This window comes from Streptomyces sp. NPDC028907, from assembly GCF_055564995.1.
In genome coordinates, this window is sequence record NZ_JBVHVE010000011.1 from 122998 (window position 1) to 148012 (window position 25015).

Sequence of the window (25015 nt, forward strand, 5' to 3'; positions counted from 1 at the left end):
GCCGACGTAGCCTCGGACGTCACCAGTCCCGGGCCGTCGCCAGCAAGTGGTCCCGGACCAGGGCGACATGGGGGTTTCCGGACGAGCCGGGCCGCTGGACCAGGAAACCGGTGTTGATGGGCGGATCGTCCGGATCGTGCAGCAGGACCAGCGCGCCCGAGGCCAGCTCGGCGGAGCACAGGTAGCGGGGGAGCACGCTGAACCCCGTCCCGCCCGCCACCGCGGCCTTCACCGCGTTCAGGTCGGGCATGGTCACCGCCGGGTGCCGCACCAGACGCCTGCCGAAGACATGACGCCAGTACCGGCGCACGATCGGCACGTCCTCGGCGTAGGCCACCAGCGGCACTCCGTGCAGGGCGGCCGGTCCGTCGGCGGCGATCCGCGCCGGTCCGCCGATGCGCTCCGCCCAGGAAGGGGCCGTGACCAGCACGAACTCCTCGTCCGCCAGCGGCGCCGAGGCCAGGGCGCGACCGCGCGGCCGGTAGGTCGCGAGCACCAGGTCGTAGTGGCCCGCCCGCAGCTCCTCCAGCAGCGGCTCGGTCAGGCCGGGCGTGATCCGTAGCCGTACGCCCCGGTCGACCAGGGGAGCGAGGGTGGGCATGACACGGTGGGTGAGCAGTTCGGCCGGACCGGCGAGATGCACCGGCTCCGCCGGGTGGACCTCGGCTGGGCCGCCCGGCCGTCCCGTGACGCCGACGAGGGCGTCCAGCGGCTCGACGATCCTGGCGGCGAGCTCGTCCGCGTAGGGGGCCGGGGCGACGCCGCGTGCCAGCCGCTGGAACAGCTCGCGGTCCAGCTGTCGCTCCAGCGCGCGGATCTGGGTGGTGACCGTCGGCTGGGACAGCCCCAGCAGACGGGCGGCGGCGGTGAAGGAGCCCGTGCGGTACACGGCGAGGAAGGTACGCAGCAGATTCAGGTCGACCTGCGCCGCACCGCCCAGCGGGGTTCTCTCCGCCTCGCCCCCCTCCGTCACCTCATTGGATTCCCTATGTCTCATATGCGTGAGCCTATTGGATTCCAATGGCAGGGCGCACGTACGGTCGGGACACCACCCCGCCTCCCGAAAGAGCACCCCATGTCGAAGATCCTGTTCGTGCTGACCGGCGCCGACCACTGGACGCTGGCCGACGGCACCAAGCACCCCACCGGCTTCTGGGCCGAGGAGGCCGTCGCCCCGTACGAGGCGTTCAAGGCCGCCGGTCACGAGGTCGTCGTGGCCACCCCGGGCGGCGTCGTGCCGCCCGTCGACCAGGGCAGCCTCGCGCCCGAGTTCAACGACGGCCAGGAGAACGCGGACCGCGTGGCCGCCGTACTCGCCGCGATGAGCGAGCTGCGGCAGCCGGTCCGTCTGACGGACGTGAACCTCGACGACTACGCCGCCGTCTTCTACCCCGGCGGCCACGGACCGATGGAGGACCTGGCCGTCAACGCCGACTCCGGAAAGCTGCTCACCGACGCCCTGCAGTCCGGCAAGCTCCTGGGCATCGTCTGCCACGGCCCCGCGGCCCTGCTCGCCGCGACCAAGGCCGACGGCACCAACGCCTTCGCCGGCTCCCGGGTGGCCGCGTTCACCAACGCCGAGGAGACCCAGTCCGGCTTCGCCGACCGTGCCAAGTGGCTGCTCCAGGACCGGCTCACCGAAGCCGGCGTGCAGGTGCAGGTGGGCGAGCCGTGGGTCCCGCACATCGTCGTGGACGGCAACCTGGTCACCGGCCAGAACCCCGCCTCCGCCGCCCCGCTCGCCACCGAGCTGCTGAAGAAGCTGGGCTGAGCGGCCGCCGTCTTCCCCGGCGGGGGCGGCGGTGCGACGATGCCGGGATGATCACACCGCCGGACCCACGCGACGACCGCCCACCGGGCCGAAAGCTCCGGGTGGAGACCCACGGCCTCGACGTGATCGCCGACACCGAGCGCAAGGGCACGCCGCGCACCCTGTTCTGGCCGTGGTTCGGCGCCAACGTGTCGATCCTGGGCCTGAGTTACGGATCCTTCGCGCTCGGCTTCGGGATCTCCTTCTGGCAGGCGCTCGTCGCGGGCGTCCTCGGCATCGTCTTCTCGTTCCTGCTGTGCGGGTTCGTCGCCGTGGCCGGAAAGCGGGGCTCCGCGCCGACGATGGTGCTCGGCCGCGCCGCGTACGGGGTGCGCGGCAACCGGCTGCCGTCGGTGATCTCCTGGGTCCTCACCGTCGGCTGGGAGACGGTGCTGTGCGCCCTGGCCACCATGGCCACGGCGACCGTGTTCGGGCGGCTCGGCTGGGGCGGCGGCACCGGGACCAAGGTGGCCGCGCTCGTCCTGGTCGGGGCGCTGACCGTCGTCGTCGGCGTGATGGGCTTCGACCTGATCATGCGGCTGCAGACCGTGATCACCGTGGTCACGGGCGCCCTCACGATCGTCTACGTCGCCCTGGTCGCCGACCACGTCCACTGGTCCACCGTCAGTGCCGTACCGGCGGGCTCCGCGCAGGAGTTCATCGGGGCGCTCGTGTTCATGATGACCGGCTTCGGCCTCGGCTGGGTCAACGCGGCCGCCGACTACTCCCGCTACCTGCCGCGCACCGCGTCGAGCCGGGGCGTCATCGGCTGGACCGCCTTCGGCGCCTCCCTGGCCCCGCTGCTCCTGCTGGTCTTCGGGCTCCTGCTGGCCGCTTCCGCCACCGACCTCAACGAGGCCGTCGCCGCCGACCCGATCGGCGCGCTGACGACGATCCTGCCGACCTGGTTCCTGGTCCCCTTCGCCGTCGTCGCCGTCCTCGGCCTCGTCGGCGGCGCCGTCCTCGACATCTACTCCTCCGGCCTCGCCCTGCTCTCGGCGGGCCTGCGCGTCCCCCGCTACGTGGCCGCGCTGCTGGACGGCGTCCTGATGATCGCTGGCTCCGTCTACATCGTGTTCGTCGCCGACGACTTCCTCGGCCCGTTCATGGGCTTCCTCACCACCCTCGGCGTCCCCATCGCCGCCTGGTGCGGCATCATGCTCGCCGACGTGGCCCTGCGCCGCCGCGACTACGACGAGCCCGACCTCTACCGGCCGTCCGGCCGCTACGGCGACGTACCGCTCACCCCGCTGCTCCTGACCCTCACGGCCACCGCGTTCGGCTGGGGTCTGGTCACCAACTCGACGGCGAACTGGCTGGACTGGCAGGGCTATCTCCTCGGCCCTCTCGGCCTGGGCGGCAGGTCCGGCGCCTGGGCGTACGCCAACCTCGGCGTCGCGGCGGCCCTCGCGCTCGGCTTCGTCGGCACCCTGCTGCGGCGCGGACGCGTCCGCGCACAGGAGGCGCAGGCACCGAGCCCACGGAGCCCGGCGGCGACCGAAGGGGCGACGCCATGACGACCGGGTGGCTCGCCGTCATCGACATGCAACGCGTCTTCGCCGACCCCGACAGCCCATGGGCCGCCCCACGATTCACCGAAGCGGCGGCAGGCGTACGACGCCTCCTGCCGGCCTTCGGGGACCGGGTCACGTTCACCCGCTTCGTGGCCCCCCGCACACCCGAAGGCGCCTGGCAGGCGTACTACGCGCAGCACCCCTTCGCCCTGCAACTCCCCGACGCCCAACTCTGGGAACTGGCGGACGAGTTCGCGGATCACGCCCGGCATGTGCTGGACGCCCCCACGTTCGGCAAATGGACCCCGGAACTGGCCCGACCCGCCACCGCGGAGGGCCGCCTGGTCCTCACCGGCGTCAGCACCGACTGCTGCGTCCTCTCCACCGCCCTGGCGGCCGCCGACGCGGGCATCGAGGTCCTGGTCCCCGCCGATGCCTGCGCGGGCGCGGACGACGACTCGCACGCCAAGGCACTGCATGTGCTGGACCTGTACCGACCGTTGATCCGGGTGACGACGGTCGCCGAGCTGCTGGAGGGGTGACGCCCGGCTGGTGCGGTGTCCGCTAGAAGCAGCCCAGGGCGAGGGAGCTGATGTTCTCGTCCCGGTGGTACTGGGCGGTGTTTCCACGCCAGTTGCCCACCAGCCACGTGGCGCCGTTGAAATTGATGTCCAGGAACGTGCAGAACGTCTGGCCGTTTCCCAAGTTGTTGAACACGGACGAGATCTGGTCGTTCAGATTGAAGTCGCGAAGGTCGGCGGCGCCCTTCTGGAAACGCGCCATCCTGCCCAGTCCGTCCTGGTGCTCATAGGCGCAGAACCAGCCGCGCGGGCAGTCCGAGTACGAACTGATCGACACGCCCGTCCGCACGGTCGCCGGAGCCGCCTGGGCGGTGGGTGTGGATGCGGCTACCGCGGCCGCCGTGAGTCCCAGTGCGGCACAGAGCCCTGTGAACCGTCGCTTCCGCATCTTGTCCCCCTGTGCGCTCGCATTATGGAGAGCGCCACCGTAGCCGCACACGCGCCCGCGCCACAGACGATTCAGCGCCAATGAACCGGCCCGGAGGCCGAAGGCGTCACGGCTCCGACGTCTCCGATTCGAGCGACGTACGAGTCGCCGCGCCGTACACGCCGGACTCGTCGCCGAGGATGACCCGGGTGAGCTGGTAGGTGCGTACCGCGCTCTCGACCTCACGGTCGAAGTCGCCGTCGATGCCGCCTCCGTAGAGGCCGGTCTGGCGCAGCCGGAGCTGGAGTTCGGTGACTTCCGGGCCCCGGTCGCCGCGGCTGAGGACCGGCGGCTGCCCCTCCGCGTCGGTCGGGGCGGGGGCGGGGCCGGTGGTCGTGCCGGGGCTGGAGGGCGGTGCGGTGGCGGTGGGGGCGGTCGGCGGGGCGGGGCTGTCGGAAAGGGATGCGCTGGGGGAGGGGGTCGGGCTCTGGGACGGTGATGCGGAGGCCGTAGCCGCTGACTGTCCCTCGGGTGACGTGCCGTCCTCGGTGGCGGCGTCCGGGACGGGTGCCCGTACGTCGTCGGAGGCCGCCCGGTCCCGCGAGGGGCCGTCGTAGCGGAACACCCCGCCCAGGAAGGCGCCCGTCAGCACGACGGCCAGGGTGGCTCCCGCGCCGGTGATGAGGAGAGCGCGGCGCCTGTGCCGGGGTTCCTCATGGGCGCCGTCCGGGTCGGGGGCGGGGGTCGGCTCTGCCGCCGCCGGGGGTGTGGGGGCGTCGTCCGTGTCCGCCAAGTCCCTTGGCTCCTGCGGGACTTCATCCCCGGGCGGCCGGATCGCACCGACGTCGTCACCGAGCTCCACGAACGGTCGTATCCGTACCGGATCGAAATCGTCCGCGGCCGCGGCCTCCGCCGTGCGTGCGTCGCGACGGGCCTCGGACGCACGGCGGGCGCAGGAGCAGGCGGGAGTCCCGTCCGCGGCCCGGGGCGTACCGCACTCCGGGCAGACGGGGCCGTTCGGTCGACTCACTTAAGGTCCCTCTCCGTGCCGGATCCAGAGTGTAGGCATATGCTCCACACATAATCTCCATGCCCCTCGATGTTGGTGGAAGCGGGGCCTGCGGACCGTGCGGAACAAGCCGCCTCACGCCGACCGGCGCGGTGGCGTACCCGGAGTTCCCGTGGTGGTCGGGCGCTCGACGTGGGCGGTGAACCAGTCGCGGGCCAGTTCGGCGACCGTGGTCAGGGTCCCGGGCTCCTCGAAGAGGTGGGTGGCGCCGGGGACGACGGCGATGCGGTGCTCGCAGTGCATCCGGTCGGCGGCGAGCCGGTTGAGGCTGAGGACCTGGGTGTCCCGGCTGCCGACGATGAGCAGCGTCGGTGCCCGAAGCCGGGTCAGCGCGGCCGGAGTCGCCAGGTCCGGTCGGCCGCCGCGGGAGACGACCGAGCGGATCTCGGAGCCGGACAGCGCGGCCGCCTCCAGCGCGGCGGCGGCTCCCGTACTGGCACCGAAGTAGGCGACGGGCAGCCCGGTTTCACGGCGCAGCCACAGCGACGCGGCGTGCAGCCGGCGGGCCAGCAGGAAGATGTCGAAGACGTTGTGCCGGTCGTGCGCCTCGTCGTCGGTGAGCAGGTCGAGCAGCAGGGTGGCGAGGCCTGCGCGGTTGAGGGCGGACGCGACGTACCGGTTGCGCGGGCTGTGCCGGCCGCTGCCACTGCCGTGCGCGAACGCCACTGCGGCCGGCGCCCCGTCCGGCACGACCAGACGCGCCCCCAACCGGGCTCCGGCGGCCGGGATCTGCACCTCGCGATTCGGGGCCTCGGCCGCGCCGGGGGAGTGGGACAGAGGCCGGGCGCCCGTCGCGAGCAGGGATGTCACCTCCTCGTCCGAGACCTGGGCGAAGTGCCGGTACCAGGCCCCCACCGAGCCGAGCACCTCCGGCGTCCGCGGGCACACCACCTCGTCGGCCACCCGCGCCAGCCGGGCCACGCTGTGAGCCGGTCCGACGGGCACGGCCAGCACGATCCGGGCCGCGCCCTGACCTCGTACGACCCGACAGGCCGCCTCGGCCGTTGCGCCGGTGGCGATCCCGTCGTCCACCACGACCACCGTGCGCCCGGCGACCGGCGACGCCGGCCGCCCCTGCCGGTAGCTCCGCACCCGCCGGTCCAGCTCGGCCCGCTCGGCCGCCTCGACGGCCTCCTGCTCCGCCGCTTCCAGCCCGGCCTCCGCGACCACGTCCCGGTTGAGAACGCGGACCCCGCCCTCGCCGATCGCCCCGAATCCCCACTCCGGCTGCCGCGGCACCCCCAGCTTGCGCACCACCAGCACATCCAGCGGGGCTGCCAGCCACCGCGCCACCTCGGCCGCCACCGGCACCCCGCCCCGGGGCAGCCCCAGCACCACCACATCCTGGCCGCGCAGCTGCGCCAGCCCCTCGGCCAGCAGCCGACCCGCGGCCCTGCGGTCGTCGTAACGCATACACGCCTCCCGCGCCCACGAGGACGGGAGCCTGTCCCTTCCCCTTCAGGCTACGACTGTTCGCCGCGGCCCCGGCACTTGGCGATATCCGGTCGGTACCCCACCCATGGTTGCCGTGTTCAATCACTCGTGACGCGTCACGCAGCACGGCACCAACGGACGGCCCCACACGTCAGGAGGCAACGTGATCGCCGCTCCCGAGCCCGGACTGACCGAAACCGGCATCGTCGAACGCGCCGTGAACCTGCGGCCCGCGCTGCTCGAACGCCAGCCGGAGACCGAACGGCTGACGCACTACCCCAAGGACACCCACGACGACTTCCTGCGGGCCGGCTTCTACCGGATCCTCCAGCCGCGCCGGTACGGCGGCTACGAGTTCGGCCTGCCCACCTTCTACCGGGTCGTCACCGAGATCGCTCGCGGCTGCCCCTCCACCGGCTGGGCCCTGTCGCTCACCGCCGCCCACGTCCTCCAGGTCGCCACGCTCTTCGGCGAGAAGGCACAGGACGAGATCTTCGGGGCCGACGGCGACTTCCGCGCCGCGTCCACGGTCGCGCCCATCGGTGTCGCACAGCCCGACGGCGACGGCCATGTCGTCCTCGACGGCACCTGGCCGTACTCCTCGGGCGCCCCCTACTCCACCCACTACGTCGGCCAGACCCTGCGCGCCCCCGACCACCCCGGCGCCCCGCCCGGACCGCCGGTGCTCTTCGTGGCCCCGCGCTCGGTGTGGACGGTGCTCGACGACTGGCACGGCGTCCTCGGCCTGCGCGGCAGCGGCTCCAACAGCATCCACCTGGAACAGGCCCGCATCCCCGCGTACCTCACCTGCGAGGCGAGCCTGCTCGACCTGCCCGTCGAGGGCGGCAGCGTCGGCTCCGCGCTGCACGGCAACCCGCTGTACGCCGGGCGGGCACCGAGCTTCTTCCACGGCGAGCTGGCCGCCATCATGATCGGCACCGCGTACGCCGCCGCCGACGAGTACGCCAGGGTCGTCGCCGACCGCCCGCTCCTCCTCGAACCCGACCGCACCCGCGGCGACCTCCACGACTACCAGCGGCACCTGGGGGAGGCCCTCGGCGTGATCCACACGGCCGAGGCGGCACTGCGCGGCACCGCCGAGGAATGGATGGAGACCTGCCGTCGCAACGTCACCGGCGTCGCCCCCTTCACCCTCGCCGAGGACAACCGCCTCGCCCTGACGTTCCTGAACGCCGGCCGCATGACCTGGGACGTCCTCCAGGGCACCCTCTTCCGCACCGCCGGTTCCCGGCACGCCCGCGACGGCGAGCGGATGCAGCGCTACTTCCGGGACGCGGCCACGTACTGGACGCACGTCGGCCCCAGCATGGCCGAGCCCCTGGCCCGCCGGGTCGGCTGCGACCGCATGGGGCTGCCGTCCGAGCACATTCCGTTGATCCCCTGAGCCGCGCAGAGCCCCCCAGAGCCGCTGAGATCCCCTGGACCGCCACAGGAATGCCCCGCTCCGGATCGGGTACGCGAGCAGGACCGCACGAACGCCGCTACCAGGGGATCTGCCATGGAGACACCAGCGAACGACAACACCGCCACGCCGGCCCGGCGTGCGCTGGACGCGCTGGCCGGGAACAGCGAGGACATGGCGGCGATGGACACGCTCGCCAGCAGCGACGTCCTCGTCCCCGTGCCCGACGACGTCACCGAACAGGACGCCACCGACCCCGGCGCCGTGGCGCTGCCGGTCATCGAACGCCCGGGCGGGGAGCCCGTCGTCCCCGTCTTCACCTCCGAGCCCGCGATGGCCGAGCTGCTGCCCTTCGTCTCCCGCTACCGCCTGGTCCCGCTGGGCGCCCTCGCCTCGCAGTGGCCGGCCGACGATCTGGCGCTGACCATAGACGCCGGCTCCTCGCACCCGCTGACCCTGACGTCGGAGGGGGTACGGACGCTGCTGGCCCGGCCTTAGACCACCCGCACGCCCGTCGGATCCACACCCGCCTGGCCGACACGAACCCCTGCTCGACCCCGCCTCGACGGCTTGCGCACGGGCGGCCGAGGCGGGTGTCGAAGTGCTGCCGGACGGGGCCGAGTTCGTGCTCGGGACGCCCGGCGTCAGCCGTTGAGCATCCGGGCCAGCACGGCGCGCTGGAGCGGCAGGACCTCGGCGTGCAGATCACGGCCCTTGCGGGTGAGGGCGACGTAGACACCGCGCCGGTCCTCCGCGCAGACCGAGCGCTCCACCAGGCCGTCCTTCTCCAGCCGCCCGATGAGCCGGGACAGCGCGCTCTGGCTGAGATGGACCCGTCCGACCAGGTTCTGCACCCGGCACTGCGCGCCCTCCTCCGGCGTCGCCGAGGCGAGGATGTCGAGCACCTCGAAGTCGCTCGCGCCGAGTCCGTGCGGGTGCAGTACGCGGTCGATCTCCGTCATCGTGCGCGCGTGTACGGAGAGGATGTCCCGCCAGCGGTCCTCGAGTCCGGCATCGGCCGTCTTCACTGCCATACCGGCACGGTAGCACCGATTCAGCCATTTATTGACTGTGCAACTAGTGCCTGTGCAACAGACTCGGCGCGGGTTCTCAGCCGGTCGGGTCCTGGAGCAGCCCCACGAGGTTGCCGTCCCCGTCCTTCACCGAGGCGATGAGCCTGCCGCCACCGACGTCGTGCACGTCCTGGAGCGTCTCGGCGCCCGCTTCCAGCAGGGCCGCGAGGGTCGTCCTGATGTCGTCGACGTGCCAGTAGGGGACCGGGCCGGTCATGCCCTTCGCGTGGCCGTTGGGGTCGAGGCCGACGTCCTGTCCGGCGTCCTTGAAGCCGACGTAGTACGGCTCGTCCGCATACGGCTCCGTGCCCAGCAGGGCCCTGAACAGGGCCTTCGTCCGGTCGAGGTCCTTGACGGGGTAGATGATCGTGTTGACTCCGGCGGTCATGACGTACTCCTGACGTGAAGTGTGTGACGGTTGTCGTCGGTGGTTTCACGCTAGGGCGGGGGAGCGGTGGCGGGCTTCTCGATTCCTGACCGGTCGCACGCCAAGGGCGCGCCCACGGCCGGATCGCCGTGGAGCGCGCCCTCGCGGCACGTACGCGCCGCTACGTCGAATCCCGCTTCACCAGCTCCGTCGGCAGGATCACCGCCGCCGGGTCCTCACCGCCGATCTGCGCGAGCAGCAACCGCACCATCTCGGCGCTGATGCGGTCGTAGGGCTGGCGAACGGTGGTGAGGGCCGGGGTGGCCTCCGTCGCCGCGCTGGAGTCGTCGAAGCCGCCCACGGACACGTCCTCGGGCACCCGGCGGCCCGCACGGTGCAGCGCGGTCAGGGCGCCCTGCGCCATCAGGTCGGAGGCCACGAACAGGGCGTCCACGTCCGGGGCCTGCGCCAGCAGCCGCTCGGTGCCCGCCTCACCGCTGGCGCGGCTGTAGTCGCCGGAGACGATGAGCCGCTCGTCGATCCCGACGCCCGCTTCCGTGAGGACCTCCTTGTAGCCGGCGAGGCGGTCGACGCCGCCCGGAGTGTCCAGCGGGCCGCTCACCACGCCGATCCGGCGGCGGCCCAGGGACAGCAGGTGGCGCACCATGTCACGGGCGCCGTCCCGGTCGTCCGCCGCCACGTAACTCACCTTGGAGCCGAGCCCCATCGGCTTGCCGCACTGGACGAGGGGCACCCCCGCCGCGCGCAGTTCGTCGGCCACCGGGTCCCCGGAGTGACTGGACACCAGCAGCACCCCGTCGACGTGACCCGCCGTGATGTACCGCGTGATGCGCCGTCGTTCGTCCCGCGTGCCCGCCAGCATCAGCAGCAGCGGGATGTCGTGCGCCGCGAGCGCCTGTGTGCACCCGCTCAGCAGGACATTGAAGTTGGGGTCCTCGAAGAACCGCTCCTGCGGCTCGGTCAGCAGAAAGCCGATCGAGTCCGAGCGCCCCGTGATCAGCGAGCGGGCATGCCGGTTGACGACGTAACCCGTCTTGCGGATCGCCGCGTTGACCGCCTCCTGGGCGGTCGGGCTGACGTAGTGCCCGCCGTTGAGCACCCGTGAGACCGTGCCCCGTGAGACTCCGGCCTCGCGCGCCACGTCGTGGATCGTCGGCGGCCTGCGTCGGCCCCCCGTGTTGCTCATGGTCATGACTTTACGGCCCCGGAGAGCAGATCCAGGCTCCAGAACCGCTGGATGACCAGGAAGAGCGCGACCAGCGGAATGACCGCGAGGAAGGCACCGGTGATCACCAGGGTGTACAGCGCGGGCGTGTTGGCGCCCTGTTCGAGGAGCGTGAACAGGCCCAGCGTGATCGGGAACTTCTCGTCGTCGCTGAGCATGATGTACGGCAGCAGGAAGTTGTTCCAGATCGCCACGAACTGGAACAGGAACACCGTCACCATGCCGGGCACCATCATCGGCAGCGCGACCCGCGAGAAGATCCGCCACTCGCTCGCCCCGTCCATGCGCCCGGCCTCCACCACGTCGGCGGGGACGGCGGCGGCCGCGTAGATCCGCGAGAGGTAGACGCCGTACGGCGAGAGGAGCTGCGGCAGCAGCACGCCCAGGTACGAGTCCGTCAGGTCCACCTTCGCCAGCAGCAGGTACTGGGGGATGGCGAGGATGACCGGCGGCATCAGCACACCCGCCAGCAGCACGTTGAAGAGCGTCTCGCGGCCGGGGAAGCGGTAGATCGCCAGCGCGTAGCCGCTGAACGCCGAGACGACCGTCGACAGCAGCGCGCCGAGACCGGCGTACAGGGCGGAGTTGCCCATCCACTGCCAGTACACGCCGTCGCGGTAGGCGCTCAGGTCCGAGAGGTTGTCGGCGAAGCCCGTGCCCGGCAGGAAGGTGAAGGTGGAGAACAGCTCGCTGCCGGACTTGGTCGCCGCGATCACCACCCAGGCCACGGGGAGCAGGCAGTAGAGCGCGCCCAGCAGCAGCGTGATCGTCGGGACCAGTGCGATCCGGCGGCGCAGCGGAGGGCGGCTCCGCGCGGTGCCGGGTGTGGTGCCGGCGGCCGTGTCGGCCTTGCCGACGGCAAGGGAGCTCATCGCGCTGCCTCCTGCTTGTTGCGACGGTTCGCGGCCCGCAGGAAGCCGAAGGACAGCAGCAGCGTCGCCAGGGCGATGATCGTGGCCTGGGCGGCCGCCGCGTAGATGTCGCCCTTGCCGAAGGCGTCCTGGTACACCTTCATCAGCGGACTCCAGGTCGTGGACACGGAGTTGGTGAGCGGCTTCAGCGTGGTCGGCTCGCTGAACACCTGGAGCGTGGCGATGATCGAGAAGAAGAAGGTCAGCACCAGCGAGGGCGCCACCATCGGGATCTTGATCCGCAGCGCGATCTGCAGTGGCGTGGCGCCGTCCAGCTTGGCCGCCTCGTACACCTCGGCCGGTATCGCCTGGAGCGAGGTGTAGATGACGATCATGTTGAAGCCGGTGCCGCCCCAGACCGCGATGTTGGAGAGGGCGAGATACAGCGGCCCCCCGTCCAGCAGGTCCGGCTGCGGCAGACTCAGCCTCTCCAGCACGTAGTAGAAGGGGCTGACGTCCGGCAGGTACAGGAAGCCCCACAGCAGCGCGGCCACCACCCCGGGTATGGCGTACGGCAGGAAGATCGCGAGCCGGGTGAAGGGCGCGAGCCGCACCTTGTCGGAGTCGAGCATCAGGGCGAAGAGAAGGGCGAGCCCGAGCATCACCGGCACCACGATGCAGCCGTAGCCGAGGACGCGCAGCGCGCCGCCGGCCAGTTCGCTGTCGGTGAGGGCGTCGGTGTAGTTCTCCAGACCGGCCCAGACCTCCTTGCGGGCACCCGAACCGAGCCCGAGCCCGGAGACCTTCACCTTGTGGAAGCTGAGCCAGACCGCGTAGCCGATGGGCAGTGCGAAGAAGAGCAGGAACAGGAGCGTCGCGGGGAGGAGGAAGGCGTACGGGGCCCCCTTCACCCCGTACGCCTTCCGGCTGGTGCTGGTCACTCGGAGACCTCGAAGCCCTGCTTCTCGAGGTCGGCGACCGTGTCGTCCTGCATGGTCCTCAGGGCGGCGACGAAGTCCGACTTGTCCTTTGCGGCCTTGCCGAAGGCGTCCTTGAAGGTCGTGTAGGCGACGTTCACGTTCGGGCCCCAGGCCGACGCAGCCGTGGTCTCGGCGATCTCGGCGGCCTGCTTGTAGAAGTCGGGCTGGTTGGAGAAGTAGTCCGGCGGCGTGGTGAAGGCGCCGCTGAGCTGGGCCGACGTGGAGGCCGGGTAGATGCCGCCCTCCTTGGCCAGCGCGTTGAGGGCGTCGCCGTCGGTGTTCAGCCAGGCGGCGAACTTGGCGGCGGCCGCCTTGTTCTTGGAGTCCGTCGTCACGGCGGTGGAGGAACCGCCCCAGCTGCCGGTGACGTTCTCCGACTGCGACCACTGCGGCAGCGGGGCCATGGCCCACTTGCCCTTGGTGTCGGGCGCGGCCGTGGTCAGCGTGCCCGGCGCCCACACGGCGCTGACCCACGCGATCTGCTTGCCCGTGTTGAGCGCCTTGTTCCAAGCCGGCGTGTACATCGGCTGGTCGTCGATGGCGCCCTCCTTGACGAGGTCGCCCCAGAACCCCGCCACCTTCTGCGAGGCGGCGTCGTCGATGCCGACCTTCCACCTGTCACCGGAGGTCGTCCACCACTTCGCGCCGGCCTGCTGGGCCAGACCCGCGAAGAGGCCGGAGTCGTTGGCGGAGAACGTGGTCAGGTCCGTGTCGGGTGACTTCTTCTTCAGCGCACGGGCGGTCTCGGCGAACTGCTCCCAGGTGCTCGGGACCTTCAGGTCGTACTTCTTGAAGAGGTCCTGGCGGTAGTAGAACATCATCGGCCCGATGTCCTGCGGGACCGCGTAGACCGAGTCCGTGCCCAGCGTGGTCTGCTGCCAGACCCCCTCGGCGAACTTGCCCTTCGCGTCGCCGACCTGGTCGGCTATGTCCGCGACCGCGTCATTGCTGACCAGCGTCGGCAGCGCCTGGTACTCGGCCTGGACCAGGTCCGGGGCCTTGCCGGCCTTGTGCGCGGTGAGGATCTTGGTGACCAGTGTGTCGCCGGACGCCTGCTTCTTCACCGTGACCGTGATCTGGTCCTTCTTGCCCGGGCCCTTGTTCCACAGGTCGACGACCTTGTCCATGCCCGGCGTCCAGGTCCAGTACGTCAGCGAGACCGGACCCGACGAGTCCTCCCCGGCGTCGTCGGAGCCGCAGGCGGCGAGGGCGGTGGCGCCGAGGGCGGCGGCGACACAGGTGGCCGCGGTTCTGAAAACGAGTCGCCGACGCTTCGTGATGGGCATGGATCTCTCCCCTGACCTGGGGCCTCCGCCTGCTGCGAGGGCCCGCCATGCTTCTGTGAGCGTTCACAGTAGAGAAACATCCCGGCCACTTGTCAATGGTTGTTGCTGTGCGGTTATGTTGGGCTCGCACCGCCGATCCGATGTGTGCACGTTCCCAAATGATCGAAACCAAACGGGAGAGATCCATGCCGGAGACCACGCCCAGGGGCCTCACCAGGCTCGCCTTCGGCGGGGACTACAACCCCGAGCAGTGGCCGGAAAGCGTCTGGCAGGAGGACGTCCGGCTGATGCGGGAGGCCGGCGTCACGATGGTGAGTGTCGGGATCTTCTCCTGGGCCCTGCTGGAGCCCTCACCCGGCGTATACGACTTCGGCTGGCTGGACCGCCTGTTCGACCTGCTGCACGAGAACGGCGTCCGCGTCGACCTGGGCACGCCCACCGTCTGCCCGCCGGTCTGGTTCTACCGCGCCCACCCCGAGGCGCTGCCCGTGACGGCGGAGGGCGTGCGCCACGAGTTCGGCTCCCGTGCCGCCATCTGTCACAGCAACACGGACTACCGCGCGGCCGCCGCGAGCATCACCACCCGGCTCGCCGAACGCTACGGCGACCACCCGGCGCTCGCGATGTGGCACGTGCACAACGAGTACGGCGTCCCCGTCTCCGCCTGCTACTGCGACTCCTGCGCCGCGCACTTCCGCCGCTGGCTCTCGGACACCCACGGCACCGTCGACGCGCTCAACGAGGCCTGGGGCACCGCCTTCTGGGGCCAGCGATACGCCGACTTCGAGCAGATCAACCCGCCGCGCGCGACCCCGACGGCCGTCAACCCGTCCCAGGCGCTGGACTACAAGCGGTTCGCCGACGCCACCATGCGCGAGAACTTCCGTATGGAGCGGGACATCCTGCACCGCCTCTCGCCCGGCGTCCCGGTCACGACCAACTTCATGACGGCCCTCAGCCAGTGCGACTCCGTCGACTACTGGGCCTGGGGCCGCGAGGTCGACATCGTCACCAACGACCACTACCTGATCACCGACGGCCGCCGCACCCACGTCAACCTCGCGATGGCCGCCGACCTCACCCGCTCGGTCGCCGGGGGAGCGCCCTGGATCCTCCTGGAGCACTCCACCTCCGGCGTCAACTGGCAGGCCCGCAACCCCGCCAAGGCGCCCGGCCAGATGGCCCGCAACTCCCTCGCCCATGTGGCGCGCGGCTCCGAGGGCGCCATGTTCTTCCAGTGGAGGCAGTCCCGGCGCGGCGCCGAGAAGTTCCACTCCGCGATGGTCCCGCACGGCGGCACCGACACCCGCGTGTGGCGCGAGGTCGTCCAACTCGGCGCCACCCTCGACTCGTTGAGCACGGTCCGCGGCACCCGCACGCAGGCCGACGTGGCGATGCTGTGGGACTGGCACTCCTGGTGGGCGCAGAACCTCGACTGGCGGCCCAGCGAGGACCACGACCCGCGCGAGCGCGCCGACGCCTTCTACGAGGTGCTCTACGACCGCCACCTCACCGTCGACTTCGCTCACCCGGAAGCCGACTTGTCGGCCTATCCCCTTGTCGTCGTGCCCGCGCTGTACCTGATGACGGAGGCGGCCGGCCGCAACCTGCGCCGGTACGTCGAGAACGGCGGCACCCTCGTCGTGTCGTACTTCTCCGGCATCGTCGACGAGCACGACGCCGTGCACGAGGGCGCCTACCCCGGCCCGCTGCGGGACGTCCTCGGCCTGACGGTCGAGGAGTTCGCGCCGCTGCTCCAGGACCAGCTGGTACGCATCACCGGCCCGGACGGCTCCGAGCTCGGCGGCGACGTGTGGACCGAGTTCGTCGTCCCGCGCGGCGCCGAGACCGTCTGGACGTACGCCGACGGCCTGACCGCCGGCCACCCGGCCGTCACCCGGCACCGCCTCGGCGAGGGCACCGCCTGGTACGTCTCCACCCGGCTCGGCGCCGAGGGCCTCGACGCGCTGCTGGGCTGGGCGATCGAGGACGCGCAGGTCGCCCCGCGTGCCGACCTGCCTCGCGACGTCGAGGTCGTGCGCCGCGCCGGCGAGTCGGGCAGCTACCTGTTCGCCCTCAACCACACCGCGTCGGACGTCAAGGTGCCGCTGGACTCGCCCGGCACCGAGTTGCTGACCGGTGAACGTGCCGCGGGCCGTATCGAAGTTCCCGCGGGAGCCGTCCGGGTCGTCCGACTCGACGGCTGAGCCGACTCCCCTCCGCCCGCGCGTGCCACGAGCCGCGGGCGGAGGGGCTTCTCACCGCCCCAGGTGAGGTCACTCCCCAACCCCACTCACGTCGAAGGGACGACGGACGACGATGTTCCATCCCAGACGCACCCTCCGAGCCCTGCTGCTGCCGCTCGCAGCCGGACTCGCCCTGACCGCCCTGCCCGCGCAGACCGCCTCGGCGGCGAGCACGCTGACCAACGGCGGTTTCGAGTCCGACGGCACCGGCACCGCGACCCCGGCCGGCTGGTCCACGTACTCGGCGGCCGGGCGGAACTCCGCCTCCTTCACCGAGGCCGGCGGCCACGGCGGGAGTTACCGCCTGACCCACTGGGCGTCCTCCGCCTACAAGGTGGAGACGTACCAGTACCTGTCCGGGCTCACCAACGGCAACTACAAGCTCACCGCCTGGGTCCGTTCCGGCGGTGGCCAGAACGCGGCGTACATAGCCCTGAAGAACTGCGGTGGCGCGGAGCAGCGCACCGACCTGCCGGTCTCGGCGAGCGGCTGGATCCGTATCGTCGTGCCGGTCAACGTGACCAACAACCAGTGCACGATCAGCGTCAACAGTGACGCCAACGCCGGCAACTGGATCAACGTCGACGACCTGACCTTCGCGTCCGGCACGGGCGGCACGTCGATCCACGGCGCCGACATCTCCTCTCTCGCCAAGAGCGAGGCCAAGGGCGGCGTCTACCGGACCGCATCCGGTACCAGCGGCGACGCGGTCACCATCCTGAAGAACGCCGGCATGAACTACGCGCGCCTGAAGGTCTGGGTCGACCCGGCCGACGGCTACAACAACAAGCCGCGCGTCCTCGCCATGGCCAAGCGGATCAAGGCGGCCGGCATGAAGCTGCTGGTCGACTTCCACTACTCGGACATCTGGGCCGACCCGGGCGCCCAGAGCAAGCCGGCCGCCTGGGCGGGGCACTCGTACGGTCAACTCAGGACCGACGTGTACAACCACACGTACGACGTGTTGAACGCGTTGAAGGCCCAGGGCACCACCGCCGACATGGTCCAGGTGGGCAATGAGATCAATGGCGGCATGCTCTGGAGCGAGGGCTCCACGAGCAACTGGTCGCAGCTCGCCGGCCTGCTCAACTCGGGCTACGACGCCGTCAAGGCCGTCAACTCCGCCACCACGGTCGCCCTGCACCTCGCCAAGGGCGGTGACCTGTCCGGCACCCGCTGGTGGTTCGACAGCGCGGTCGCGGGCGGCGTGAAGTTCGACGCGATCGGCCTGTCCTACTACGGCTACTGGCACGGCTCGCTCTACGACTTCCAGACCACCCTGGACGACGCGGCCTCCCGCTATGGCAAGCCGGTCTTCGTCGCCGAGACGGCCTACCCGTTCCGGCTGGACAGCGAGGACTCGCACGAGGAGATCATCAACACCACGGGCGAGCTGGTCTCGGGCTACCCGGCGAACACGGCCGGGCAGCGCCGCTGGATGAACGACGTGACGAGCATCGTGGAGGCCGTCCCGAACGGCCGTGGCCTCGGCGTCTTCTACTGGGAGGCGACCTGGACCGCCGTCTCCGGCAACGGCTGGGACCCGACCGACGCCGCCTCCGGCAACGGCTGGGAGAACCAGGCGCTGTTCGGCTACGACGACAAGGCGCTCTCGTCGATGGCGTGGTTCAGCCACCGGTGAGTCCGCCGAGTCCGCCGAGCCGGTGACAAAGGGCCCGGTCGCGCGCTTGCGACCGGGCATCGCCGCGTCCTGGCCCAACCGCCTTTTTCCGTACGGCCGTTCGGTACCGGACAAGGCTCGAAGAGTCCCGGACAGGGCGGCTTCGGCTGCGGGACAGTGGGAGGACGTGACGACGCGACCCGATGCAGGGGGCGGCATGCTGAGGACTCCCGCCGGCGCAGCGCGCCTGGACATCCTGGAATGGCTGAAGGACCCGGGCACGCACTTCCCGAAGCAGCGGCGCGGCGACCCGGCCGAGGACGGCGTCACGGCGTCCGCCGTGGCCGCGAAGCTCGGCGTGCCGCACAAGGTCGCCGAGACCCACCTCCGCCTCCTGGTGAACATCGGCCTGCTGCGCACCAAGCGGATCCGGCGGCGCCTGTACTACCGCCGCGACGACATGCGGATCGCCGAGGCCGCCCGCATGTTCGAGAAGGGCTGGTAGCGGCGCTGCCCGGGCCGTGTGTCGCAGGCGCCGGACGGACTCGGTTTCCCCCTGATGCCCCGCCTGGCCGTACGTCTACGCGGACACATCCCCGAACCGCTCGCACAGCAGCCGGCCCACCAGCGCACCGCCGTAGACCACGAACCCCACCCCGACCAGCCAGGACTCCACCACCAGGACGGTCCCGACCGGACCGTAGCTGATCGCGTTCGTGACGAGCAGCGGGGTGAACACCAGGTACGAGAACCAGCGCAGCCCGACCAGTCCCGCCATGGTGGCGATCGCGCCGGGCAGCAGATACCGCCAGCGCACCTCACAGAGCAGGAAGTGCGGCCCCCACCAGAAGAACAGCACGCCCACCGCCGTGCTCAGCAGGATGCGGGGCGTTCCGTGCAGCAGAGTCCGGGTCTGCACCTGCGCGTACACGTATGTCATGAGCATGATCAGCCAGACGGTCTGTCGCCACACCCGGTGCCAGGGGCCGGCGGGCAGCCGCCAGATGCGCTCGTAGCCGTTCTGGACACTGGCGGCGAAGGCCACACCGAACACGGCGAGCAGGGCGACGCCCAGCGCACTGGTCGTGCTGACCACCTTGCGGGGTGGAGTGAAGACCTGCGAGAGGGCGCGGGCCGACCTTCCGGACAGGTCCATGCCGTCCACCAGCCACAGGGCGAACCCGCCGCGCCCGAGGGGATCGACGGCCGCCACCACGATCAGCAGCGGAGCCAGCGTGACCAGGGAGAGCGCGGCGAACCCCATGGCGCGGTGCAGCAACTCCAGCTCCTTGCCACGCCGGTAGAGCTCCGCGAGCCCCATCCGGTGCCATGCCGTGTGCGGCAGGGAGCGCCGGACGTTCAACGCGACCGCCGTAGGCCACGGGCCCCTCCACCGGGGCGGCGGTCCGCAAACGACCGGGGCGGACGTGACATACGACCACCCTCTCTCGCCTGTTGTGCGCGCCTGACCGAGTGGCCAGGGGATGTTCCTCGTAAACCGTGACACATCGCTCCCGGACCCGAGTGGATGACACGGCACGGTCCGGGTACCCGGGCGCGCGTCACCGTGACGTCCGCACCACGGTGCGTGTCCGCCGGGACCGCCTGTCGCGACCCCTGAGAAGAGGCTTTTCATGAACCGTCCGACCGAGCTCCTCCCTCGCCGGTACGTGGCGATCGGCGGCCGAGGCCCGGAGGACGTGGTCGCGGACGCGCGCGGCCGGGTCCTGACCGGCGTCGAGGACGGCCGGATCCTGCGCCTCGACGGCCTGGTGAACTCCGCCGAGGCCCGGGTCGAAGTGCTCGCCGAGACCGGCGGCCGACCGCTCGGTCTCGAACTCCTGCCGGACGACGCCCTGTTGGTGTGCGACGCCGCACGCGGGCTGCTCCGCGTCGACCTCGCCGACGGCACCGTACGCGTCCTCGCCGACTCGGTGGCGGGGGAGCCGCTGCGGTTCTGCAGCAATGCCGTAGCCCTGCCCGACGGCAGCGTCTGCTTCACCGTGAGCAGCCGCCGCCACCCCCTGGACCACTGGATCGGCGACCTGGTCGAGCACACGGCGACGGGCCGTCTCCTGCGCCTCGCCCCGGGCGGTGACACCCCCGAAGTCCTCCTGGAAGGCCTCCAGTTCGCCAACGGCCTCGCCCTGAGCGCCGACGGCTCCTTCCTCGTCGTCGCCGAGACGAGCGAGTGCCGCCTCACCCGCTACTGGCTCACCGGACCCCGCGCCGGCCGGAGCGAGCCCTTGGCCGAGAACCTGCCGGGCATGCCGGACAACCTCTGGCGCGGCGCTCCGGACGGACCGATCTGGGTGGCGCTGGCCGGCCCGCGCGTACCCCCGCTGGACCTCCTGCACCGCGCCGCCCCCGCCGTACGCCGCACCGCCGCACGCCTCGCCGTGCGCGCCCCCTTCCGCCCCACGGGCACGATCGGCGTGCTCGCGGTCGACGACACCGGCCGGGTCGTGCACCACCTGGCCCGTCGGCACTCCCGCTTCCGGATGGTCACCAGCGTGTGCGAGACCGGCGGCCGACTGATCCTGGGCAGTCTGTGGGAGCGGGGCGTCGCGGTGTGCGAGGCACCCTCACCGAAATGAGCCCGGCGTACGCTGTTGACCGGCCGCGATCACCCCGCGAGGTGCGGTGAGGCCGGCCAGGCAGGAGACGTACGACCATGACAGCCCCGGACACCGAGAGCCTGCGCGCCCCCGTCCGTGCGCCGCGGCAACCCGCGTGGCGGGCCCAGGCACCCGTCGTCGCGGTCGTCGCGCTCGGCGGAGCCATCGGCGCCACCGCCCGCTACGCGGCCTCCCTGTGGTGGCCCGCAGGGCCGGGCGGCTTCCCCTGGTCGACGTTCTGGATCAACGTCGTGGGCTGCGCGGTGATCGGCGTGTTCATGGTGGTCATCACCGAGGTGTGGGCCGCCCACCGCCTCGTCCGCCCCTTCTTCGGGACCGGCGTGCTCGGCGGTTTCACGACCTTCTCCACGTACGCCGTCGACATCCAGAAGCAGCTGGACGCCGGGCACCCGCGCGTGGGCCTGGCCTATCTGGCCGCCACCCTCGTCGCCGCGCTCACGGCTGTCTGGCTCGCGGCGACGGCCACCCGCCGCATCCTGAGAGCGAGGCAGCCATGACCAGGCTGACCGGCAGGGCACTGCGCCTGACCGTCTTCGTCGGCGAGCACGACACCAGACACCACAAGCCCCTGTACGCGGAGATCGTGCACCGCGCCCACGCCGCCGGCCTCGCGGGGGCGAGCGTCTTCCGCGGCATCGAGGGCTTCGGCGCCTCCTCCCTGATCCACACCTCACGGCTGCTGTCCCTGAGCGAGGACCTGCCGGTCGCGATCGTGATCGTCGACACCGAGGAGCGCGTAAGGGCCTTCCTGCCGCAGCTCGACGAACTCGTCACCGAGGGCCTGGTCACCCTCGACGACTGCGAGGTGATCCGGTACATCGGCCGCGGCGCCACACCGTACGAACCACACGAACCGGACATCAGAGGTAAGAACACGGAAGGTAAGAAGGCACCGTGAACTGGCTCCTGGTCGTCGCGGGCGCCGTCGCCGGCGCGCCCCTGCGTTACCTCACCGACCGGGCGGTGCAGTCCCGGCACGACTCGGTGTTCCCGTGGGGCACCTTCCTGGTCAACGTCAGCGGCTGTCTGATCCTCGGCCTGGTCACCGGCGCGGCGGCCCAGGGCGCCGCGAGCTCCCACCTCCAGCTGCTGCTCGGCACCGGTCTGTGCGGGGCCCTGACCACGTACTCGACCTTCTCCTACGAGACCCTCCGGCTGGCCGAGACGGGCTCCGGGCTCTACGCCGTCGCCAACATCGCGGGGAGCGTGACCGCGGGCCTCGGCGCGGCATTCGTGGGGGTGTCCCTCGCCCAGGCGGTGTGGTCCTAGGCCGCCGCAGGGCGTAGTCGGCGCGGGGATCACACCCGCACCTGGTAGGACAGTGCGCGCCACTGTCCCCCGCCCGGAACTGGATCCCATGAGCGTCATCAGCGTCGGTCAGGCCGTCGTCCTCGGAGCCGTCGAGGGGGTGACCGAGTTCCTGCCGGTGTCCTCGACCGGGCATCTGAAGATCGCCGAGGGGCTCATGGGCATCCCCGTCGACGACGACGCGGTCGTCGGGTTCTCGGCCGTCATCCAGGTCGGCGCCATCGCCGCCGTGCTCGTGTACTTCTTCAAGGACATCGTGCGGATCGTCTCCGCGTGGCTGCGCGGGCTGCGGGACAAGGAGGAGCGGTACCACCACGACTACAAGTTCGCCTGGTGGGTGATCTACGCGACGATCCCGATCATCGTCGTGGGCCTGGCCGCCAAGCCGCTGATCAAAGGGCCGCTCGCCTCGCTGTGGGTCGTCGCGGGTTCGCTGATCGTCGGCAGCGGCGTGATGTGGGCGGCGGACCAGATGGGCCGGCACAAGCGCGGGGAGGACGACACGTCCTTCAAGGACGCGATGCTCGTCGGCAGCTCCCAGATCCTCGCCCTGCTCTTCCCGGGCTTCTCGCGCTCCGGCGCCACGATGTCCACGGCGCTGATGCTCGACCTGGACCGGGTCGCCGCCACCCGCCTGTCGTTCTTCCTCGGCATCCCCGCCCTCACCGGCGCCGGCGTCTACGAGCTGAAGGACGCCCTCGGCACGACCGGCACGGGCGCGCTGCCGCTGGCCGTCGGGACCGCGGTCTCCTTCGTCGTCGCCTACGCCTCCATCGCCTGGCTGCTGAAGTTCGTCGCCAAACACTCCTTCAACGCGTTCGTGATCTACCGGATCGTGGTCGGGTTGCTGCTGTTCGGGCTGCTGGGGGCGGGCGTGATCAACAGCTGACCCGCGACCGACAGACCACCTGACACCGTCCGGGGACCCGGCCGGGTGTGAAGCCGGCTTTCAGGCGTCACACCCGGTGAATCTTTCCTTTCGGCTCCCTTGACACCACCCGGGACTCACCCGGAGTATCACTCCCGTGAACCTGTCAGACAGCCGGACAGCCGGACAGCCCCCGCGACGCATCAGCGCCATGGAAGCGGTCCTGGCACACCTCCGTAGCGCCATCGAGCGCGGTGAGTACGCCATCGGCGACAAGCTGCCCTCCGAGGCGGAGCTCTGCCGCACCCTGGAGATCAGCCGCCCCGTCCTGCGCGAGGCTCTCAGGGCCCTGCAGACCATGGGCCTGACCGTCTCCAAGACCGGCAAGGGCACCTTCGTCGTCGCGAGCGCCGTCGAGGACCCCACCTTCGGCGACTACGCGGCCAGCGATCTGCTGGAGGTGCGCCGACACGTCGAGATCCCGGTCGCCGGGTACGCGGCCCTGCGCCGCACCCCGGAGAACCTCGACCACCTCGCCCATCTGCTCGACCGGATGGAACGGGAGACGGACACCACCGCGTGGGTCGCGATGGACACGCTCTTCCACCTGGCCGTGGCCGAGGCCGCCCAGAACCCGGTGTTCCGCCGGGTCATCGAGGAGATCCGCGACGCACTGGCGCGTCAGTCGGCGTTCCTCAACGAACTGGGCGGCCGCCGCGAACAGTCCAACCGCGAGCACCGGGCCATCGTCGAGGCGCTGATCGACGGTTCCGAACTCGACGCGACCGATGCCATGGCGCATCACCTGGACCGTGTCGAGACCACCCTCACCGACATCGTGCGCCCCGCGCGCACGGACAGCCCCACGGAAGGCGGACCCGAGGCGTGAGCGAGCAGCACCTCAAAGAAGAGACGCGCCCCTCGGCCGGTCACGTAGACGCCGGAGACCACGGCTACAGCAAGTCGCTGAAGGCCCGGCACGTCAACATGATCGCCATCGGCGGAGCCATCGGCACCGGCCTGTTCCTCGGCGCCGGCGGCCGACTCGCCGACGCCGGCCCGTCCCTGTTCATCGCCTACGCGGTCTGCGGAGTCTTCGCGTTCCTCGTCGTGCGCGCCCTCGGCGAACTCGTCCTGTACCGCCCGTCCTCCGGCGCCTTCGTGTCCTACGCCCGGGAGTTCATGGGCGAGAAGGGCGCGTACACCGCGGGCTGGATGTACTTCCTCAACTGGGCCACCACCGGCATCGCCGACATCACCGCGGTCGCCACGTACACCCACTACTGGGGCATGTTCTCCGACATCCCGCAGTGGGTGATCGCGCTGATAGCCCTCGCGGTCGTCCTGACCGTGAACCTGATCTCGGTGAAGATCTTCGGCGAACTGGAGTTCTGGTTCGCGATCATCAAGGTCGGCGCGCTCGTCGTCTTCATGTGCATCGGCATCTTCCTGCTGGTCACCCAGCACCCCGTCGACGGCACCACCCCCGGCCCCTCCCTGATCACCGACCACGGCGGCCTCTTCCCCAACGGCCTGCTGCCCATGCTGCTGATCGTCCAGGGTGTCGTCTTCGCCTACGCCTCCGTCGAGCTGGTCGGCGTCGCGGCCGGTGAGACCGAGAACCCCGAGAAGATCATGCCGAAGGCGATCAACTCCATCATGTGGCGCGTCGGCCTGTTCTACGTCGGCTCCGTCGTCCTTCTCTCGATGCTGCTGCCGTGGTCGTCGTACAAGGCGGGGGAGAGCCCCTTCGTCACCGTGCTGTCCAACATCGGCATCCCGGCCGCCGGCGGCGTCATGAACCTCGTCGTGATGACCGCGGCCATGTCCTCGCTCAACTCCGGCCTGTACTCCACCGGCCGCATCCTGCGCTCCATGGCGATGTCCGGCTCGGCCCCCCAGTTCACCTCGGTGATGAGCCGCAGCCAGGTCCCGTACGGCGGCATCCTGCTCACCAGCGGTATCTGTGTGCTCGGCGTCGGTCTCAACTTCGTCGTCCCCGCGGACGCGTTCGAGATCGTGCTGAACTTCGCGGCGATCGGCATCCTCGCCACCTGGGGCATGATCATGATCTGTCACCTGCTCTTCTGGCAGAAGACCCAGAAGGGCGAGCTCGACCGGCCCGGCTACCGACTGCCGGGCTCCCCCTGGACCGAAGTCGTGACGCTGGCCTTCCTGGCCTCCGTCCTGGTCCTCATGTACGCCGACGGAGGCGCCGGCCGCACCACCGTGCTGTGCCTGCCCCTGATCGTCGCGGCGCTGGTCGCGGGCTGGTACGGCATCCGCCGCCGTGTCGCGCGCACCGCAAGCAAGGCCGACGCGTGACACACGT

At 70.9% G+C, this 25015-nt stretch carries 26 protein-coding genes; 15 read left to right on the forward strand and 11 right to left on the reverse strand.

What is annotated here, in order from left to right:
• Positions 1-19 precede the first annotated feature (19 nt).
• Complete coding sequence (locus tag ACZ4UU_RS30570) at positions 20-997, reverse strand: LysR family transcriptional regulator (protein ID WP_471906612.1); 978 nt, start codon at positions 995-997, stop codon at positions 20-22.
• A 78-nt stretch (positions 998-1075) separates the two neighbouring features.
• Here ACZ4UU_RS30570 and ACZ4UU_RS30575 point away from each other — a divergent pair, with 78 nt between their 5' ends.
• The 3 genes from ACZ4UU_RS30575 to ACZ4UU_RS30585 are packed head-to-tail and all read left to right on the forward strand — an operon-like array spanning position 1076 to position 3866.
• Positions 1076-1771 carry a type 1 glutamine amidotransferase domain-containing protein gene (locus tag ACZ4UU_RS30575; RefSeq protein WP_471906613.1) on the forward strand — a complete coding sequence of 232 codons (696 nt, stop codon included), beginning with the start codon at positions 1076-1078 and terminating at the stop codon, positions 1769-1771.
• A gap of 47 nt (positions 1772-1818) precedes the next feature.
• Positions 1819-3327: a purine-cytosine permease family protein gene (locus tag ACZ4UU_RS30580; RefSeq protein ID WP_471906614.1), complete on the forward strand. Its 1509-nt coding sequence runs from the start codon at positions 1819-1821 to the stop codon at positions 3325-3327.
• A complete protein-coding gene (locus ACZ4UU_RS30585; protein ID WP_471906615.1) occupies positions 3324-3866 on the forward strand; it encodes a cysteine hydrolase family protein in 543 nt (180 codons plus the stop codon). The genes ACZ4UU_RS30580 and ACZ4UU_RS30585 overlap by 4 nt, the downstream gene beginning before the upstream one ends.
• A gap of 22 nt (positions 3867-3888) precedes the next feature.
• Here the strand turns inward: ACZ4UU_RS30585 and ACZ4UU_RS30590 are convergent, their stop codons facing one another.
• The 3 genes from ACZ4UU_RS30590 to ACZ4UU_RS30600 form a co-directional block, all read right to left on the reverse strand.
• A complete protein-coding gene (locus ACZ4UU_RS30590) occupies positions 3889-4293 on the reverse strand; it encodes a peptidase inhibitor family I36 protein (RefSeq protein WP_471906616.1) in 405 nt (134 codons plus the stop codon).
• 106 nt (positions 4294-4399) lie between these two features.
• Positions 4400-5302, reverse strand: a complete 903-nt coding sequence (locus ACZ4UU_RS30595) for a peptidoglycan-binding domain-containing protein (protein ID WP_471906617.1) — start codon at positions 5300-5302, stop codon at positions 4400-4402.
• Between the two features lie 114 nt (positions 5303-5416).
• The gene (locus ACZ4UU_RS30600) at positions 5417-6754 is read right to left on the reverse strand and encodes a phosphoribosyltransferase family protein (RefSeq protein ID WP_471906618.1); all 1338 of its coding nucleotides are present in this window, start codon (positions 6752-6754) and stop codon (positions 5417-5419) included.
• A gap of 184 nt (positions 6755-6938) precedes the next feature.
• Here ACZ4UU_RS30600 and ACZ4UU_RS30605 point away from each other — a divergent pair, with 184 nt between their 5' ends.
• The gene (locus ACZ4UU_RS30605; protein WP_471906619.1) at positions 6939-8180 is read left to right on the forward strand and encodes an acyl-CoA dehydrogenase family protein; all 1242 of its coding nucleotides are present in this window, start codon (positions 6939-6941) and stop codon (positions 8178-8180) included.
• A gap of 114 nt (positions 8181-8294) precedes the next feature.
• Positions 8295-8696: an SseB family protein gene (locus ACZ4UU_RS30610; RefSeq protein WP_471906620.1), complete on the forward strand. Its 402-nt coding sequence runs from the start codon at positions 8295-8297 to the stop codon at positions 8694-8696.
• A 146-nt stretch (positions 8697-8842) separates the two neighbouring features.
• Here ACZ4UU_RS30610 and ACZ4UU_RS30615 read toward each other — a convergent pair whose 3' ends face one another.
• The 6 genes from ACZ4UU_RS30615 to ACZ4UU_RS30640 form a co-directional block, all read right to left on the reverse strand.
• Entirely contained in the window at positions 8843-9232 is a 390-nt protein-coding gene (locus ACZ4UU_RS30615; RefSeq protein ID WP_471906621.1) for a MarR family winged helix-turn-helix transcriptional regulator, read from the reverse strand.
• A gap of 76 nt (positions 9233-9308) precedes the next feature.
• Complete coding sequence (locus tag ACZ4UU_RS30620) at positions 9309-9659, reverse strand: VOC family protein (RefSeq protein ID WP_471906622.1); 351 nt, start codon at positions 9657-9659, stop codon at positions 9309-9311.
• A gap of 160 nt (positions 9660-9819) precedes the next feature.
• Positions 9820-10851 carry a LacI family DNA-binding transcriptional regulator gene (locus tag ACZ4UU_RS30625; RefSeq protein WP_471906623.1) on the reverse strand — a complete coding sequence of 344 codons (1032 nt, stop codon included), beginning with the start codon at positions 10849-10851 and terminating at the stop codon, positions 9820-9822.
• On the reverse strand, positions 10848-11756 hold the full coding sequence (locus ACZ4UU_RS30630) for a carbohydrate ABC transporter permease (protein ID WP_471906624.1): 909 nt from the start codon (positions 11754-11756) through the stop codon (positions 10848-10850). The genes ACZ4UU_RS30625 and ACZ4UU_RS30630 overlap by 4 nt, the downstream gene beginning before the upstream one ends.
• The gene (locus ACZ4UU_RS30635; RefSeq protein WP_471906625.1) at positions 11753-12676 is read right to left on the reverse strand and encodes a carbohydrate ABC transporter permease; all 924 of its coding nucleotides are present in this window, start codon (positions 12674-12676) and stop codon (positions 11753-11755) included. The genes ACZ4UU_RS30630 and ACZ4UU_RS30635 overlap by 4 nt, the downstream gene beginning before the upstream one ends.
• Positions 12673-14001: an ABC transporter substrate-binding protein gene (locus ACZ4UU_RS30640; protein WP_471906626.1), complete on the reverse strand. Its 1329-nt coding sequence runs from the start codon at positions 13999-14001 to the stop codon at positions 12673-12675. Before ACZ4UU_RS30640 ends, ACZ4UU_RS30635 begins: the two co-directional genes overlap by 4 nt.
• A gap of 185 nt (positions 14002-14186) precedes the next feature.
• Between ACZ4UU_RS30640 and ACZ4UU_RS30645 the strand changes: the two genes are divergently transcribed.
• The 3 genes from ACZ4UU_RS30645 (at position 14187) to ACZ4UU_RS30655 (ending at position 18373) form a co-directional block, all read left to right on the forward strand.
• Positions 14187-16208, forward strand: coding sequence for a beta-galactosidase (locus tag ACZ4UU_RS30645; RefSeq protein ID WP_471906627.1), 2022 nt, complete (start codon positions 14187-14189; stop codon positions 16206-16208).
• Between the two features lie 112 nt (positions 16209-16320).
• On the forward strand, positions 16321-17889 hold the full coding sequence (locus ACZ4UU_RS30650; RefSeq protein WP_471906628.1) for a glycoside hydrolase family 53 protein: 1569 nt from the start codon (positions 16321-16323) through the stop codon (positions 17887-17889).
• Between the two features lie 196 nt (positions 17890-18085).
• The gene (locus ACZ4UU_RS30655) at positions 18086-18373 is read left to right on the forward strand and encodes an ArsR family transcriptional regulator (RefSeq protein ID WP_471906629.1); all 288 of its coding nucleotides are present in this window, start codon (positions 18086-18088) and stop codon (positions 18371-18373) included.
• A 75-nt stretch (positions 18374-18448) separates the two neighbouring features.
• Here the strand turns inward: ACZ4UU_RS30655 and ACZ4UU_RS30660 are convergent, their stop codons facing one another.
• Positions 18449-19189, reverse strand: coding sequence for a ribonuclease BN (locus ACZ4UU_RS30660; RefSeq protein WP_471906815.1), 741 nt, complete (start codon positions 19187-19189; stop codon positions 18449-18451).
• A gap of 313 nt (positions 19190-19502) precedes the next feature.
• Between ACZ4UU_RS30660 and ACZ4UU_RS30665 the strand changes: the two genes are divergently transcribed.
• From ACZ4UU_RS30665 to ACZ4UU_RS30695, 7 genes are all read left to right on the forward strand, one after another.
• Positions 19503-20465 (forward strand): SMP-30/gluconolactonase/LRE family protein, encoded by a 963-nt coding sequence (locus ACZ4UU_RS30665; RefSeq protein WP_471906630.1) that lies wholly within the window; start codon positions 19503-19505, stop codon positions 20463-20465.
• 77 nt (positions 20466-20542) lie between these two features.
• Complete coding sequence (gene crcB / locus ACZ4UU_RS30670) at positions 20543-21004, forward strand: fluoride efflux transporter CrcB (RefSeq protein ID WP_471906631.1); 462 nt, start codon at positions 20543-20545, stop codon at positions 21002-21004.
• Positions 21001-21405, forward strand: a complete 405-nt coding sequence (locus tag ACZ4UU_RS30675) for a DUF190 domain-containing protein (protein ID WP_471906632.1) — start codon at positions 21001-21003, stop codon at positions 21403-21405. The genes crcB (ACZ4UU_RS30670) and ACZ4UU_RS30675 overlap by 4 nt, the downstream gene beginning before the upstream one ends.
• Positions 21402-21776, forward strand: coding sequence for a fluoride efflux transporter CrcB (crcB, locus tag ACZ4UU_RS30680; RefSeq protein ID WP_471906633.1), 375 nt, complete (start codon positions 21402-21404; stop codon positions 21774-21776). Before ACZ4UU_RS30675 ends, crcB (ACZ4UU_RS30680) begins: the two co-directional genes overlap by 4 nt.
• Positions 21777-21864: 88 nt before the next feature.
• Positions 21865-22704 (forward strand): undecaprenyl-diphosphate phosphatase, encoded by an 840-nt coding sequence (locus ACZ4UU_RS30685; protein ID WP_471906634.1) that lies wholly within the window; start codon positions 21865-21867, stop codon positions 22702-22704.
• A gap of 190 nt (positions 22705-22894) precedes the next feature.
• A complete protein-coding gene (locus ACZ4UU_RS30690) occupies positions 22895-23572 on the forward strand; it encodes a FadR/GntR family transcriptional regulator (RefSeq protein ID WP_471906816.1) in 678 nt (225 codons plus the stop codon).
• Complete coding sequence (locus tag ACZ4UU_RS30695; RefSeq protein WP_471906635.1) at positions 23569-25008, forward strand: amino acid permease; 1440 nt, start codon at positions 23569-23571, stop codon at positions 25006-25008. The genes ACZ4UU_RS30690 and ACZ4UU_RS30695 overlap by 4 nt, the downstream gene beginning before the upstream one ends.
• Positions 25009-25015: the final 7 nt, after the last annotated feature.